The sequence below is a fragment of the Streptomyces longhuiensis genome (genome assembly GCF_020616555.1).
Classification (GTDB): domain Bacteria; phylum Actinomycetota; class Actinomycetes; order Streptomycetales; family Streptomycetaceae; genus Streptomyces; species Streptomyces longhuiensis.
In genome coordinates this window covers 9,304,953-9,317,811 of sequence record NZ_CP085173.1, presented here as the reverse complement: position 1 = coordinate 9,317,811, position 12,859 = coordinate 9,304,953, and the positions used below count along the sequence as shown (strand labels likewise).

The window sequence follows — 12,859 nt, the reverse complement described above, 5'->3', positions numbered from 1 at the left end:
CCGCCCTGAATCCCCAAGTCCCCTGCCTTATGCCTGGTGGATCAGCCAAGAAGTGCCGCACATGCGTGATCGGACTTGGAGGATGTGTCGGCGGGTCGGGCCGTTACGGGTCCTCGTCCTCCTGGTAGGAGTGGCGCCGGCCCGTCCAGGGGTCGGCGATGTTGTGGAAGCCGCGTTCCTCCCAGAAGCCCCGCCGGTCCTGCGTCATGTACTCGATGCCGCGCAGCCACTTGGGGCCTTTGTAGCCGTACAGGTGCGGCACCACCAGGCGCAGGGGGAAGCCGTGTTCGGCGGTGAGCACCTCATCGTTGTGGCGGGTGGCCATGACGGTGGAGTCCGCAGTGAAGTCGTCGAGGCGCAGGTTCGCGCTGTATCCGTATTCGGCCCAGGCCATCACGTGGGACACGCCCTCGGCAGGTGGGGCGAGGTCCAGCAGGACGCGTGCCGGGATCCCGAAGAAGGTGTGACCGGTGGTGCTGGTGCCGGACGCGCAGTGCAGGTCCGCGACCACGGTGACTTTGGGCAGGGCGGTGACTTCCTCGAAGGTCCAGGAGTAGGTCGCCTTGTTCGCGGTGGCGCCGAAGACCTGGAGGGTCCATCGCTCCGGGCGGAAGCGGGGTACCGGCCCGTAGTGCGAGATGGGCCAGCCTTTGGCCAGGCGCTGTCCCGGCGGCAGCATGCCTTTCTCCATGAAACAGTCCCATCGCCTTCCTCGTCCGCAGATGCAAGGTGAAAGCCTAATCCAGAGTCGGACAAGGGACCCAAAAGTGCGCTGGAGCCTCGCGTGTGCGGATCTGGGAGGGGTGGGTGCAGGCGGTGGTGCGGGGCGCACTCCACGAGCGCCGCGCACCACCTCTCCGCATGCGCCGGCCGGTCCGCGAGAGCCGTTGCGGGCCGTCGGCGTGGATGGCACCCAGTGCATCAGTGAGCGGCCACAAGATCTACGGGGTGGTGACCCGAACGATGCGTGGCTGCTGAGTGCTTTCCTGGTTGATCGCCCAGGTCTGCAACGGCGTGCGCACCGCTTCCGCGGAGCCGGAGCGGCGCCGGAGCGCCCCGGCCAGCAGCACCGGGAGTGCCGCAGTGGACCCGCCCCGGCGCACCCCCGTGAAGACGCTCTGCCGACATGCCCAACACAACTGCCCTGTCCCATCGGTGCCTATTGCCAGACGCGGATGTAATCGACGTACACAGTGGAGTTGAAGTCGAGCGGCGCGTTCGTGGCCGAGCCGTCGGCGAACTGCAGGATCTCGTGGGAGAGGATCGGGAACTCCCTGACCAGGCTGATGAGTTTCGGGTCGGTGATGGTGCGGACGACCGTGCCGTCGTAGGTGAACTGGATCTGACTGGGCGTCCAGCTCATGCCGACGGTGTGGTACCAGGTGCTGTGCAGTCCGGGGGCGGCGACGGTGGCGGAGGACTGCTTGTGGTCGGCGGCGTAGCCGTCGTAGTGGACGGTGACCGGATAGGTGTCGGCCTGGTCGGCGGTCTCCGTGATGTCGTACTCGGCACCGTCGGCGGCCGTGCCCAGGTTCGAGCCGTGGCCGCCGCTGGCCTGGAGCCATACCGCCGCAAGGTGCCCGTCGGTCGAGTACGGGGTGTGGAAGCGGACTTCGAGGGTTCCGTTGGTGTAGTCGAACTTGCCCTGGGAGTCGACGCGGCCACCCGCGTACTGGTTGTCGGCGATCTTGGTGAGGTCGAGGGCGAGGTTGCCGCCGTTGTCGGTGACGACGCGGACGTTGCCGGGCTTGTACCACCAGCGGATTCCGTCGGTACGGGAGGACTCCGTGCGTTCTTGGTCGCGGGCTGTCCACTTGGACGTGTCGAGTGTGGTCCCGGTGAACTCGTCGCTGAACACCAGTGCTTGTGCCGCGCGAGCCGTGCTGCCAAGGGGCTGGGCCCCGACCGGTGTGGCGGGATCCACCAGCGTGGGTCGGGCATCGGCCTTGGCCGGGGTGGTGGCGAGCAGCGCGCTCAGGCCCAGCGCGATCGCGGCAGCGGACACCGTTCTGAATCGGCGGCCCATGGTGCGGGTGGCCGGCGTGACGTGGTGCTGTTCCATGGCTCTCCTGACGTCGCTGTCGGAAGTGGAGACTTGCGGCCATCGAGCCAGGACTGGCCGGGGATTTCGTCATGACGGATGTGACAGAGGGCGCGAGCGTCCGGACCGGTGGATTCGCCACGCGGCTTTCGGAGCGTCCGTCTCCGCTTCAAGATGCCCGTATGCCGATGGTCGGTCAATCACCCGACGGCCAATCGCTCAACACCGAACATCGCTGCGCTATAAGGCAGTTGAGGGATCGGACAGGTCGATGCCGGGAAGGAATCGGGTCGATGTGGAGGCTCGGACGGCAAGGCGCGGCAGCAGAAGGCTCTCCTGGACGACATGACGGCTGCCCTCGCGCAGCCTCTGGACGAGCCGGGTCGCCGCCAGTCGGCCGACGGCATGCCGGGCGGGAGCCACGGCCGTCAGCGGGATCTCCGCCAGGGAGGCCAGGTCGTCGTCGTAGGCGATCACCGCGAGATCGTCGGGCACGGCCAGGCCCCTCGCGCGGACACGCTGCACCAACAGGGCGGCCTGCTCATCGGGGTGCGCCACCACGGCAGTCGTACCGGTCGCGACGAGAGCGTCGATGAATGCGTCCACTGCGGCGAAGTCATAGGCGACGTGGTCGGCCACACACGGCGTCCCGGCCGCCAGGGTGAATATCGCCCGAGAGATGTCGAAACCCCGGCTGATCCAGACGGCGGTAGGCGTGGCGGAGGCCAGGAGCCCGACTCGTCGATGCCCCAGCTCCACCAGATGGCGCAGCGCCTGAACGGTGCCGCGGGCGTGGTCCGAGGCAACCCGGTCCAGTTGGTCGAGGCCCGCGGCCGGCTCCGGGCGCCGCTCGACAATGACGACGGGCACCGGGAGTTCACGGATCCACGCAGCTCCCTCGGCGGAGCGCAGTGTGTCGGGCCGAGGTGTGAGAAGCAGCCCGTCGACACCTGCGCTCAGCATGTCCTCGACCTGCGGACGCTCATCTCCGTACGCGGAGACCCCGAGCATGAGCCGGGATCCGGTTCCCTCCGCGGCGACTTGAACGCCCCCGATGACTTCTCGGTAGTACGCCGACCGACAGGGGGCGACCATGCCCAGGACGAGGGTGCGGCTGCGCCCCGAGACCGTGGTCCCACTGCCCCTGGGGGCAGGCTTGGTGCGGGGCAGAATGGCGCCTCCGTAGACCCGGGTGACGAGCCCGTGGTGGGCCAGTACGGCGATGTCGCGGCGTACGGTCATGACAGAGACACCAAGTTCCGCGGCGATCCTCGTCACGTTGACCGAACCGTTGCGGCGGACCTCCCGCAGGATCGCTTCCTGCCGTAGAGGAGAACTCACAGGATCTGCCCCCACACCCGTTCGGCCATCGCCGTCGATCGAACACTGTAGGGTGCGGGGCCGCGTGAGCACGAGAGGCTCTGCGGCTGAATTCCTGTGCTGCAAGCGACCCGTAGGTGGATGAGTTCCCAATCGTTGTTGAGGGCGGGCGGGGTCAGGGCGCCGCTTCGATGGTGATGGGGTCCGCCCCTGCGAGCCGGTCGGCGTCGGCGTCTGTACGGCCGAGGATGAGGAGGTCGGCGGAGGCGGAGGCGCCGTCGCGGTAGAAGAGCGCGAGGTTTCCCCAGGGCGCGTAGTAGGCCAGGTCGCCGACCTTGGGCGCGACCGGCTCGGGCGCGCCCAAGGTGTCCAGCTTGCGGGGCGGGTAGCCGATCCGCTCCGCCCCGTGGAAGTCCTCCAGGTCCAGGGTGAGCGGGAACAGGGTCGCAAGGTCGCGGGCGGCTGGGCTGTCGTTCAGGGTGGCGTCGACGGGCCGGCCGTTGAGGGTGAGCCGGATGTCCATGGCGTTGTTCCTGTCGGAGCTGGACTGCGTGGTCGCCGACGCCTGCTGCCGCCCCGAGGAGGCGGCGGGGGACGTAGGGGCTTCTGGCGCGTCGTCGGAGGAGGCGGTCACGGCCAGCAGCGGTGCAGCTGCGGGGGCGGCGCGGCCCAGGGCACGAGGGGCCGGGTTCATGTGCGGCGTCCAGACAGTCACTCGGGCAGTGGCTCGGCGAAGTGCCGGAACCCGGTGCGCTCGGCGTGGATGGCGTACAGGCGCTTGGCCAGGACCTCGGGGTCGGAGTGCTCCGCGTCGGGCCGGATCGCACCAGGGATGATCAGTTGCGCGGCGTGGATGTTCTCCTCGGCGAGCGCGTCATGGAGCATGCGCGCGTAGGCGCTCTCGGCGGCGAACGCGATCGAGGTGCCGGCCCGTTCTGGGTGCGGGCGCACCGCGCTGCCGCCGTTGACGAAGAGCAAGGTGCCGCGCCCGAGCGCCCGCATGCCCGGCAGGACCGTGCAGACGCAGGTGACCGGGCCCTTGACGGAGAAGCCCAGCGGGGCGTCGAGGTCGTCGGCGCGGGTGTCGAGGACCGGCTTCATGAAGTCGGCGCGGGGCACAGGGCTGTACTGGAGGATCTCGATGGGCCCGAGAGTCTCGCCGGCCGTCCGCAGGGCGGTGGTGAGGGAGGCGGGGTCGAGGACATCGGTCGTGAAGCCTCGGGCCTGGATACCGTCGCGGTCTAGCTCGGTGGTCAGGTTCTCCAGGTGCTCGGCGCTGCGGGAGAGGAGCGCGACGCTGTGGCCTGCGGATCCGAAGCGGCGGGCGGTGGCCAGCCCCAGGCCGGGGCCTGCGCCGACAAGTGCGAACGTGGTCACGGTCAGTAGTCCTTCGCAAGGGAGGTCGCGGGGCCGGGCCATGTGGGCCCGGCCCCGTCGGGATGCGCGGGTCAGGGCGTGAGGAGGGCCTTGATGGCGCGGCGCTCGTCCATCGCCTGGTAGCCCTCGGCGACCTGGTCCAGGGGCAGGGTGAGGTCGAAGACCTTGCCCGGGTTGATCCGGCCGGTCAGGACGCGGTCGATGAGGTCGGGCAGGTAGCGGCGCACGGGGGCGGGGCCGCCGCGCAGGCCGACGTGGGAGAAGAACAGCTCCTGCCCGTCGATGGCCACCTCGTGGGGGACGCCGACGAAGCCGACGTTGCCACCGGGTCGCGCCGATTGCAGAGCCTGCTGCATGGCTTCGGCGGTGCCGACGCATTCCAGGACCGAGTCGGCGCCGATCCCGCCGGTGAGGTCCTTGACGCGGGCGATGCCTTCGTCGCCGCGCTCGGCGACGATGTCGGTGGCCCCGAACTCGCGCGCCAGGTTCTGGCGGGGCTCGTGGCGGCTCATGGCGATGATCCGCTCGGCGCCCAGTTCCTTGGCGGCGATCACACCACACAGGCCGACCGCGCCGTCGCCGACGACCACGGCGGTGGAGCCGGGCTTCACGTCGGCGGCCAGGGCGGCATACCAGCCGGTTCCCATCACGTCGGAGACAGCGAGCAGGCCCGGCAGGAGTTCATCGGACGGGTGGTCATCGGTGGCGACCAGGGTGCCCTGGGCGTTGGGGATGCGGACGTAGTCGGCCTGGCAGGTGCTCATGAACTCGCGGTGCAGGCAGTTGGACTGCCAGCCGTTACGGCAGTTCGCACAGGTGTTGTCCGAGGTGGCGAACGAGCCGACGACGAACTGGCCGGGCTTGACCGTGCTGACCTCGCTGCCGACCTCCTCGACGAAGCCCACGTACTCGTGCCCCATCGGGTGCGGGTCGCCGATCGTCTCCAGGCCTCGATACGGCCACAGGTCAGAACCGCATACGCAGGTGACGGCCGTACGGATGATCGCGTCGGTCGGATGGAGAATCCTCGGGTCGTCGAGCGTCTCGAAACGCACATCGCCGGGGGCGTGGATGACTGCTCCGCGCATGAGGGGTTCCTAACGTGCTGGGGCATCCGGTGCGGTGCGCTACCGACGGACGCCGAGTGCAGTTGCCTGCCCGGACAGGACCTGCTGCGGTCCACAAGGCCGGGGCCGGGCACCCCCTGCCGCCGCTTTGACGGCGGTGCGAGGAAGTGCCACGCGATCCAGGTAACCGCCATTCCACGCGCGCAGCGAGGCACCGTCGAAGGGTGTACCGCTGGTACACCCCTACGGCGGCGTGCGGGACGTACCGTCGAGGTGTGGACAACCGTCAAGAGGTCCGCGAGTTTCTGACCTCGCGGCGAGCAAAGATCTCCCCCGAACAGGCGGGGATGCCCTCCGGGTCCCGGCGCCGCGTCCCCGGCCTGCGACGCAGCGAAGTCGCGGCCCTGGCCGACGTCAGCGTCGAGTACTACGCCAAACTCGAGCGCGGCAACCTCGCCGGCGTCTCACCGGCCGTCCTCGAAGCCGTCGCCCGCGCCCTCCAGCTCGACGAAGCCGAACGGGCCCACCTCCTCCAACTGGCTCAGACAGCCGACGGCAGCGACGCCCTGACACGCCCGCGACGCCGACGCGCCAAGGACCGGTGGACGCCTCACCGCAGCCTGCAATGGACCCTGGACGCGATCACCGCCGGGCCCGCTTTCGTCCGCAACGGCCGCATGGACCTCCTCGCCGCCAACCAACTGGCCCGGGCCTTCTACAGCGACGTCTACGACAGCGCCCCCAGCCAGAGAAACCTCGCCCGCTTCAACTTCCTCGCCCCTGCCTCGCGGCGCTTCTACCCCGACTGGGACACCTTCGCCGACACCTGCGTCGCCATCCTGCGCACCGAAGCCGGCCGTAACCCCCACGACAAGGACCTTCACGACCTCGTCGGTGAACTCTCCACGCTCAGCGAGGAATTCCGCACGCGCTGGGGCGCCCACAATGTCCGCCACCACGGCACCGGAACCAAGCGTTTCCACCACTCGGCCGTGGGAGAGCTCACCCTCGCCTTCGAAGGGCTGGAGATGACCGCGGAACCCGGCCTCACTCTCACCGTCTACACGGCCGAACCAGGGTCCGCTTCCGAAGAGGGTCTGCGACTTCTCGCAACCTGGGCCGCCACGCAGGAAGCCGGCTGCCCCACGGAACAGGCAGCCGGCTGACCTCCCGCTCTGAATCGCCCCGGCCCTGGTTGCCCACGCCCAGCGTTTCGGCCACGGCGGGGGCGCTGCTCGCACCTCGATCCGATGACCGGCCGACCCGCCGGTCCCTCACGTCCTCCCGCGCCACCGCATGAGTCGCTCCTCCGCGTGCCCGCCGTCGCTTCCTCATACGCTCGGCACATGACCGAGAACGAGATCGAGCTCAAGGCCATCGCAGCGCTCACGGCCCTGCGCGGTGGCGTCAGCGCAGACTACGTCTCCGACCTGCTGGGCGAGGTCATCCCGACGCAGTTCCTCGTCCCCGACACCGAAGACGCGGCAGAGGTGGGTCTTGCCGTCCTGAACCAGCTCTCCGAACCGCTGAGCGCCCTGATCAAGGGCTTCGTGCTGGCCTTCGAAACGATCGCGGACGCGTACGACCAGACAGGGCCCGAGACGTCCACCGAGGCCATCCTGCAAGCGCTCGCGCTGGAGATCGCACGCAACTCCGACTGACCCGCTGATCGTGGGACGTCATGTGTGCTCGCTTCCGGCTGGGCAGGTCGCCGGAACCATCCGCCGGCTACTCGTCGTGGAGTTCGGCGCGGACGCGGCGGGAGGGTTTGAAGGTGTAGAGGTCGAGGATGCCGGGTGGTTCCGTGAGGCCCGGACCGCCGTCCTCGATCCAGGCGGCGATGTCGGCGGTGGCATCGGGGTCGTTGACCAGGCCCAGCCAGACGGGGCGCCCGCCGGCCTTGCGCCCGGCCGCGGACGGTTGCACGACGACGACGTTGGCGCGCTCGCAGGCGTCGAGGCAGTCGGTGACCCGTACGGTCGCGGAACCCTCCAGGGCGCTTCGCAGGTCGCGGAGTTGGGCGGTGTGGTCGAGTCCGGGAACCTTGGGGCTGCCGCAGCAGCAGCCGCGGCAGACGGTGACCGTGGGACGAGGTGCTGCCGCCTTGGATGCCGGGGCTGGAGCAGCACGGCGGGAGCGTTTGCTCACGCTGCGCCTCCTCGGACGGGGTTCTGCCACGCCGCTTCGCGCAGCAGGCGCAGGCCGTTGAGGCCGACGATGACGGTGGAGCCTTCGTGGCCGGCGACGCCGAGCGGCAGCGGCAGGGTGGCGATGAGGTCCCAGGCCACCAGGGTGGTGATGAACAGGCCGGCGATGACGAGGTTCTGGGTGACGAGGCGTCGGGCGGCCCGGGAGAGGGCGACCACGGTGGGGATGGTGGCGAGTTCGTCGCGGACGACGACGGCGTCGGCGGTCTCCAGGGCGAGGTCGGAGCCGGCCCTTCCCATGGCGATGCCGGTGTGCGCGGCGGCCAGGGCGGGGGCGTCGTTGACGCCGTCGCCGACGACGAGCACGTTCTGGCGCTCGCTCTCCCATTGCCGTACGGCGGCGACCTTGTCCTGGGGCAGGAGTCCGGCGCGGACGTCGGTGATGCCGACCTGCGCGGCCAGATGGCGGGCTGCGCGTTCGTTGTCGCCGGTCAGCAGGACCGGGGTGCGGCCGGTCAGCTCGGTGAGCGCGGCGACCGTGGCGGCTGCGTCGGGCCGCAGCCGGTCGGCGATTCCGATCACGCCGACGGGAGTGTCGTCGCGCAGGACCAGCACCGCGGTCTGTCCGGCGTCCTCCAACTCCGCGACAGCCGCGGCTTCTGGACCGGTGGCGGCGGGCAACAGGCGGCCAGGGGATCCGACCTGGACGGTGTGACCGCCGATGGTGGAGCTCACTCCCCTGCCGGGGACTGAGGTGAAGTCGAGCGCTTCGGGGAGCGGGAGACGTCGTTCGCGGGCGGCTTCGACGACGGCGCGGGCGAGTGGGTGCTCGCTTGGGTGCTCGGCCGCGGCCGCCAGTGCGAGCAGCGTGTCCTCGGTCAGGCCGGTGCCGGGCAGTGGGCGGATGCCGGTGACGCGTGGGGTGCCTTCTGTCAGGGTGCCGGTCTTGTCGAGCGCGACCGTGTCGACCTGGCCCAGGCGCTCCATGGCGACGGCGGACTTGGCCAGGACGCCGTGGCGGCCCGCGTTGGCGATCGCGGACAGCAGCGGCGGCATCGTGGAGAGCACGACCGCGCACGGCGATGCGACGATCATGAAGGTCATCGCCCGGAGCAGGGCCGGCTGGAGCGCGGAGCCGAAGGCGAGGGGGATCGCGAAGACGGCGACGGTGGCAGCGACCATGCCGATCGAGTACCGCTGCTCGATCTTCTCGATGAACAGCTGGGTGGGAGCCTTGGTCTCGGAGGCTTCCTCGACCATCTTCACGATCCTGGCGATCACCGAGTCCGAAGGGTCGCGCTCGACGCGCACGCGCAGGGCGCCGGTGCCGTTGACCGTGCCGGCGAACACCTCGTCCCCGTCCTCCTTCGCCACCGGGAGGGGCTCGCCGGTGATGGTGGACTGATCGACGTCGCTGACGCCGTCCAGGACCTGGCCGTCGGCGCCGACGCGCTCGCCGGGCCGCACCAGGATCAAGTCCCCGGCTTTCAGGTCCTCGGCGGTGACGGTCTCCTCGCCTCCGTCGGGCAGCAGCCGCGTGGCCGTGACCGGCGCAAGGTCGAGGAGACCACGTACGGAGTCCGCGGTACGCGCCGTCGCGACTGCCTCCAACGCGCCTGAGGTCGCGAAGATGACGATGAGCAGCGCCCCGTCGAGGACCTGCCCGATGGCGGCGGCGCCGAGCGCGGCGACCACCATCAGCAGATCCACGTCCAACGTCTTGTCCTTCAGAGCCTTCAGGCCCTCCCACGCCGGCTCCCAGCCGCCTGTGACGTAGGTGGCGGCGAACAGCGGCGCCCACGTCCACACCGGGGCGTCGAGCAGCTTGAGCGGGAGCGCGACCAGGAACAGGACCAGCGCGGCCAGCGCCCACCGGGCCTCCGGCAACGCCAGCACCCGCGTACGCCGCCGGGGGGCCGCCGGGCGCGGCCCGGGGACAGCCGGCGCAGGCCGCTGATCCAGGACTGAAGACATGACAAAACAACCCTTCACGGGCGGGTGGAGCAAGAGCTTCCACCATACAGGAACACATGAATAGGTCTTCATGTGTCATCGCTATGATGTCCGCATGGGCCACGGAACCGACACCGCCAGCAGCGCCACCACCCGCGAGCGCCTCGACGCCGTCGGCACGGCCGACGTCGCGGCGACACTCCAGGCCCTCGCCACGCCCTCGCGGCTGTACATCCTGGCCCGCCTCCAGGAAGGGCCCTGCTCGGTGAGCGACCTTGCCGAAGCCGTCGGCATGGAAGCCTCCGCCTGCTCACACCAGTTGCGCCTGCTGCGCAATCTCGGCCTGGTCACCGGCGAGCGCCACGGGCGTTCGATCGTCTACGCCCTCTACGACAACCACGTAGCCGAACTCCTCGACCAGGCGCTGTACCACGTCGAGCACCTGCGGCTGGGAGTCCGGGATGCCCCTGCCGCCACGCCCGAGCCTCTCGTCACTGACTGAGGCGATCGGCGCCGGGGCGAACCCAACGGAAGTCGGTACGGACTTCTCCCGCCGCGACCACAGCGCCCGCGGGGTAGAGGGCTTCAGGGGCACTCGAACGCTTCCACCACTGTGGTGGAGCCACCGGAACGTGGTGGCTCCACCACGCAGCCCGGCAGGCGCTGTGGTGGCGGGCGCTGCACTCCGGGGGCTGATCACACCGCTGGCCGCTGAGCACTGTGTAGAGGTCGTTGGCGTCAAGCCCGGCGTCGCGCTCGTTCGTCTCCACCGTGGCGAGGACGTGTCCGTCGTGGACGGTCTTGGCGCCGTTGTGCTGGGCGCCGAGCACGTAGACCACGGCCTTGCTGCCGTCCACCAGGGTCACGGTGGGCAGCGGTGATGCGGTCTTGGCCGTGGTATCAGGGAATCTGGGCGCCGCCGCACGAATCCCACCGGCCTCAGGCGGAAAACGCGTCCACGCCCGTCAGTTCGGCGGACAGTGCCCACAGGCGGGCGGCCTGTTCCGGGTCCGTGGCCCACTCCTTGACGCCGACCCGGGTGCCGTCCGCCGGGGCGGGCTCGGCGATGTCGCAGTCCTCCAGGTAGACGCCGCCCATTCCGTTCAGTTGGGGGGAGGTCGCCGCCCACACCTGCGTGGCCGCACCCTGCTGTGGTGTCTTGAAAGCCTCGGGGTAGAGCAGGTTGCCGTCCTCGTCGATCCAGCCCCGGTCGACCATCTCCTGCTTCGGCAGATGCCGCTGGAGGGGAGTGAGGATGCCACCGGGGTGCAGCGAGAACGCTCGCACGCCCCGCTCCTGGCCGAGGCGGTCGAGTTGCACGGCGAACAGCGCGTTCGCCGTCTTGGCCTGACCGTACGCCTCCCACTTGTCGTAGCCGTCGCGCCAGTGGACGTCGTCCCAGCGGATGGGCGAGGTGTGGTGTCCGGTGGAGGAGACCGAGACGACGCGGGCGCCACCCGGCTCGATCGCCGGCCACAGGCGGTTGACGAGGGCGAAGTGGCCGAGGTGGTTGGTCGCGAACTGGGCCTCCCAGCCCGGCCCGACCCGGGTCTCGGGGCAGGCCATGATCCCCGCGCTGTCGATGACGATGTCCAGGGGCCTGCCCGTGGCGAGGAACCCGTCGGCGAAGGCGTGCACGCTGTCCAGGTCGCCGAGGTCCAGTTCGGCCACCTCGGCACCGTCGATCCCGGCCAGGTTCTCCTGTGCCGCGCCGACCCGGCGGGCCGGGACCACGACGCGGGCGCCGGCCTTCGTCAAGGCGCGTGTGGTCTCGACGCCGATGCCCGAGTAGCCGCCCGTCACCAGGGCGAGCCGACCGGTGAGGTCGATGCCTTCGAGGACGTCATCGGCGGTGCTGTGGGCACCGAAACCCGAACCGATCTTGTGCTGCGGTGTGCTGTTGTAGCTCATGACCGCACGCTACGAATTCGAGTGCGCTCGAAGTCAAGTCCGCCTCGCGGCCGCGGTCCGGACAGGCCCCGATCGAGGAATCATCCCCGACCGGACGGCCGATTCGTGTCCCCACCCGAGATCCCCTGCACCGAGCGGTCCGACTCCTCGCCACCACTGAGCCACCACCACATCAAGTACACCCCGTCCAAAAGCGGCAGACCACAACCACCACCCATGCGACGGTGATTCGTAGCGACAGTCAGCCAGTCGTTGCGGTGGTTCGCCGCTGCGACACGGCACCGGGGGTGGGCTGGGCATGGCCAAGACCTGTGGATCGGCGTGCCATGGCGATGAGTCTTGGCGTGGTCGCCAGTCTGTACTCCCGACACGCGATCAACCGCACCCGAGGAGCACATCATGACGGCCACCTACACCTTCGACGTCTTCTCCAGCCTGGACGGCTTCGGCGCCGCCAGCGGCGACTGGACCGGCTACTGGGGCAAGCAGGGCCCTGAGCTCCTCGACCACCGCCTCGGCCTGTACGACGAGGAGCAGCGGATGGTCTTCGGGGCCAACACCTATCGGGCGTTCGCGCAGATGCTGGCCGCGAGCACCGAGGAATCCGACGTGCGTGACCCATGGGTCACGCGGATGAGGAGCCTGCCGGCAACGGTGGTGTCGACCACGCTGGAAGGGCCCCTCGACTGGCCGGACGCGACCGTCGTGTGCGGCGACGCCGTCGATGTCGTCGCCAAGCTCAAGGAGGAGTCCGAGGTGCCGCTGCGCTCGCACGGGAGTCTGTCGATGAACCGGGCGCTGATGGCCGCCGGTCTGGTGGACCGAGTCCAGGTGACGCTCTTCCCTGTGATCACCGGTCGGACCGGGCTGGCACCGATCTTCCAGGGTGCGGCCGACTTCGACCTCGAGCTGATCGACCACCGGACGCTCGACGGCCACATCCAAGAGCTGGTCTACCGGCCCACCCTGCATGCCTGAGTCCCGCCGAGCACACCACTCGTCAAGGGGCTGAACCTGACCGGAAGTTGTCGTCGTTGGTCCGG

At 69.8% G+C, this 12,859-nt stretch carries 14 protein-coding genes; 4 read left to right on the top strand and 10 right to left on the bottom strand.

Translation table 11 applies throughout. The features are described 5' to 3' along the window. Nucleotides 1-103: 103 nt before the first annotated feature. The 6 genes from LGI35_RS42440 to LGI35_RS42415 form a co-directional block, all read right to left on the bottom strand. On the bottom strand, nt 104-679 hold the full coding sequence (locus LGI35_RS42440; protein ID WP_227299769.1) for a molybdopterin-dependent oxidoreductase: 576 nt from the start codon (nt 677-679) through the stop codon (nt 104-106). A gap of 480 nt (nt 680-1,159) precedes the next feature. Continuing rightward, complete coding sequence (locus LGI35_RS42435; RefSeq protein ID WP_227299768.1) at nt 1,160-2,062, bottom strand: glycoside hydrolase family 16 protein; 903 nt, start codon at nt 2,060-2,062, stop codon at nt 1,160-1,162. 219 nt (nt 2,063-2,281) lie between these two features. Beyond that, on the bottom strand, nt 2,282-3,382 hold the full coding sequence (locus LGI35_RS42430) for a LacI family DNA-binding transcriptional regulator (protein ID WP_227299767.1): 1,101 nt from the start codon (nt 3,380-3,382) through the stop codon (nt 2,282-2,284). A 154-nt stretch (nt 3,383-3,536) separates the two neighbouring features. Continuing rightward, nucleotides 3,537-4,055 (bottom strand): cyclophilin-like fold protein, encoded by a 519-nt coding sequence (locus tag LGI35_RS42425; protein ID WP_227299766.1) that lies wholly within the window; start codon nt 4,053-4,055, stop codon nt 3,537-3,539. A 17-nt stretch (nt 4,056-4,072) separates the two neighbouring features. Next, nucleotides 4,073-4,738: an SDR family oxidoreductase gene (locus LGI35_RS42420; RefSeq protein ID WP_227299765.1), complete on the bottom strand. Its 666-nt coding sequence runs from the start codon at nt 4,736-4,738 to the stop codon at nt 4,073-4,075. Between the two features lie 71 nt (nt 4,739-4,809). Then, entirely contained in the window at nt 4,810-5,826 is a 1,017-nt protein-coding gene (locus LGI35_RS42415; protein WP_227299764.1) for a zinc-dependent alcohol dehydrogenase family protein, read from the bottom strand. A 254-nt stretch (nt 5,827-6,080) separates the two neighbouring features. Between LGI35_RS42415 and LGI35_RS42410 the strand changes: the two genes are divergently transcribed. Both LGI35_RS42410 and LGI35_RS42405 read left to right on the top strand, forming a co-directional pair. After that, nucleotides 6,081-6,971, top strand: coding sequence for a helix-turn-helix transcriptional regulator (locus tag LGI35_RS42410; protein ID WP_227299763.1), 891 nt, complete (start codon nt 6,081-6,083; stop codon nt 6,969-6,971). 180 nt (nt 6,972-7,151) lie between these two features. Continuing rightward, nucleotides 7,152-7,466 carry a hypothetical protein gene (locus LGI35_RS42405; protein ID WP_227299762.1) on the top strand — a complete coding sequence of 105 codons (315 nt, stop codon included), beginning with the start codon at nt 7,152-7,154 and terminating at the stop codon, nt 7,464-7,466. Between the two features lie 67 nt (nt 7,467-7,533). On the opposite strand, the gene LGI35_RS42400 is transcribed toward LGI35_RS42405, so the two are convergent. After that, nucleotides 7,534-7,953, bottom strand: coding sequence for a (2Fe-2S) ferredoxin domain-containing protein (locus tag LGI35_RS42400; RefSeq protein WP_227299761.1), 420 nt, complete (start codon nt 7,951-7,953; stop codon nt 7,534-7,536). Next, the gene (locus LGI35_RS42395; RefSeq protein ID WP_227299760.1) at nt 7,950-9,926 is read right to left on the bottom strand and encodes a heavy metal translocating P-type ATPase; all 1,977 of its coding nucleotides are present in this window, start codon (nt 9,924-9,926) and stop codon (nt 7,950-7,952) included. Before LGI35_RS42395 ends, LGI35_RS42400 begins: the two co-directional genes overlap by 4 nt. Before the next feature lie 94 nt (nt 9,927-10,020). Between LGI35_RS42395 and LGI35_RS42390 the strand changes: the two genes are divergently transcribed. Next, nucleotides 10,021-10,407, top strand: a complete 387-nt coding sequence (locus LGI35_RS42390; RefSeq protein ID WP_227299759.1) for an ArsR/SmtB family transcription factor — start codon at nt 10,021-10,023, stop codon at nt 10,405-10,407. On the opposite strand, the gene LGI35_RS42385 is transcribed toward LGI35_RS42390, so the two are convergent. Then, nucleotides 10,397-10,762: a hypothetical protein gene (locus LGI35_RS42385; protein ID WP_227299758.1), complete on the bottom strand. Its 366-nt coding sequence runs from the start codon at nt 10,760-10,762 to the stop codon at nt 10,397-10,399. The two genes, LGI35_RS42390 and LGI35_RS42385, sit on opposite strands and share 11 nt — an antisense overlap. 82 nt (nt 10,763-10,844) lie before the next feature. Then, nucleotides 10,845-11,816 carry an SDR family NAD(P)-dependent oxidoreductase gene (locus tag LGI35_RS42380; protein WP_227299757.1) on the bottom strand — a complete coding sequence of 324 codons (972 nt, stop codon included), beginning with the start codon at nt 11,814-11,816 and terminating at the stop codon, nt 10,845-10,847. A gap of 399 nt (nt 11,817-12,215) precedes the next feature. Between LGI35_RS42380 and LGI35_RS42375 the strand changes: the two genes are divergently transcribed. Beyond that, nucleotides 12,216-12,794, top strand: coding sequence for a dihydrofolate reductase family protein (locus LGI35_RS42375; protein WP_227299756.1), 579 nt, complete (start codon nt 12,216-12,218; stop codon nt 12,792-12,794). Nucleotides 12,795-12,859: the final 65 nt, after the last annotated feature.

What these genes read in the sequence shown, in the direction of transcription:
- LGI35_RS42440 (WP_227299769.1), bottom strand. Translation starts at nt 679, where the DNA reads ATGCTGCCGCCGGGACAGCGCCTGGCCAAAGGCTGGCCCATCTCGCAC.
- LGI35_RS42435 (WP_227299768.1), bottom strand. Translation starts at nt 2,062, where the DNA reads ATGGAACAGCACCACGTCACGCCGGCCACCCGCACCATGGGCCGCCGA.
- LGI35_RS42425 (WP_227299766.1), bottom strand. Translation starts at nt 4,055, where the DNA reads ATGAACCCGGCCCCTCGTGCCCTGGGCCGCGCCGCCCCCGCAGCTGCA.
- LGI35_RS42415 (WP_227299764.1), bottom strand. Translation starts at nt 5,826, where the DNA reads ATGCGCGGAGCAGTCATCCACGCCCCCGGCGATGTGCGTTTCGAGACG.
- LGI35_RS42405 (WP_227299762.1), top strand. Translation starts at nt 7,152, where the DNA reads ATGACCGAGAACGAGATCGAGCTCAAGGCCATCGCAGCGCTCACGGCC.
- LGI35_RS42395 (WP_227299760.1), bottom strand. Translation starts at nt 9,926, where the DNA reads ATGTCTTCAGTCCTGGATCAGCGGCCTGCGCCGGCTGTCCCCGGGCCG.
- LGI35_RS42390 (WP_227299759.1), top strand. Translation starts at nt 10,021, where the DNA reads ATGGGCCACGGAACCGACACCGCCAGCAGCGCCACCACCCGCGAGCGC.
- LGI35_RS42380 (WP_227299757.1), bottom strand. Translation starts at nt 11,816, where the DNA reads ATGAGCTACAACAGCACACCGCAGCACAAGATCGGTTCGGGTTTCGGT.
- LGI35_RS42375 (WP_227299756.1), top strand. Translation starts at nt 12,216, where the DNA reads ATGACGGCCACCTACACCTTCGACGTCTTCTCCAGCCTGGACGGCTTC.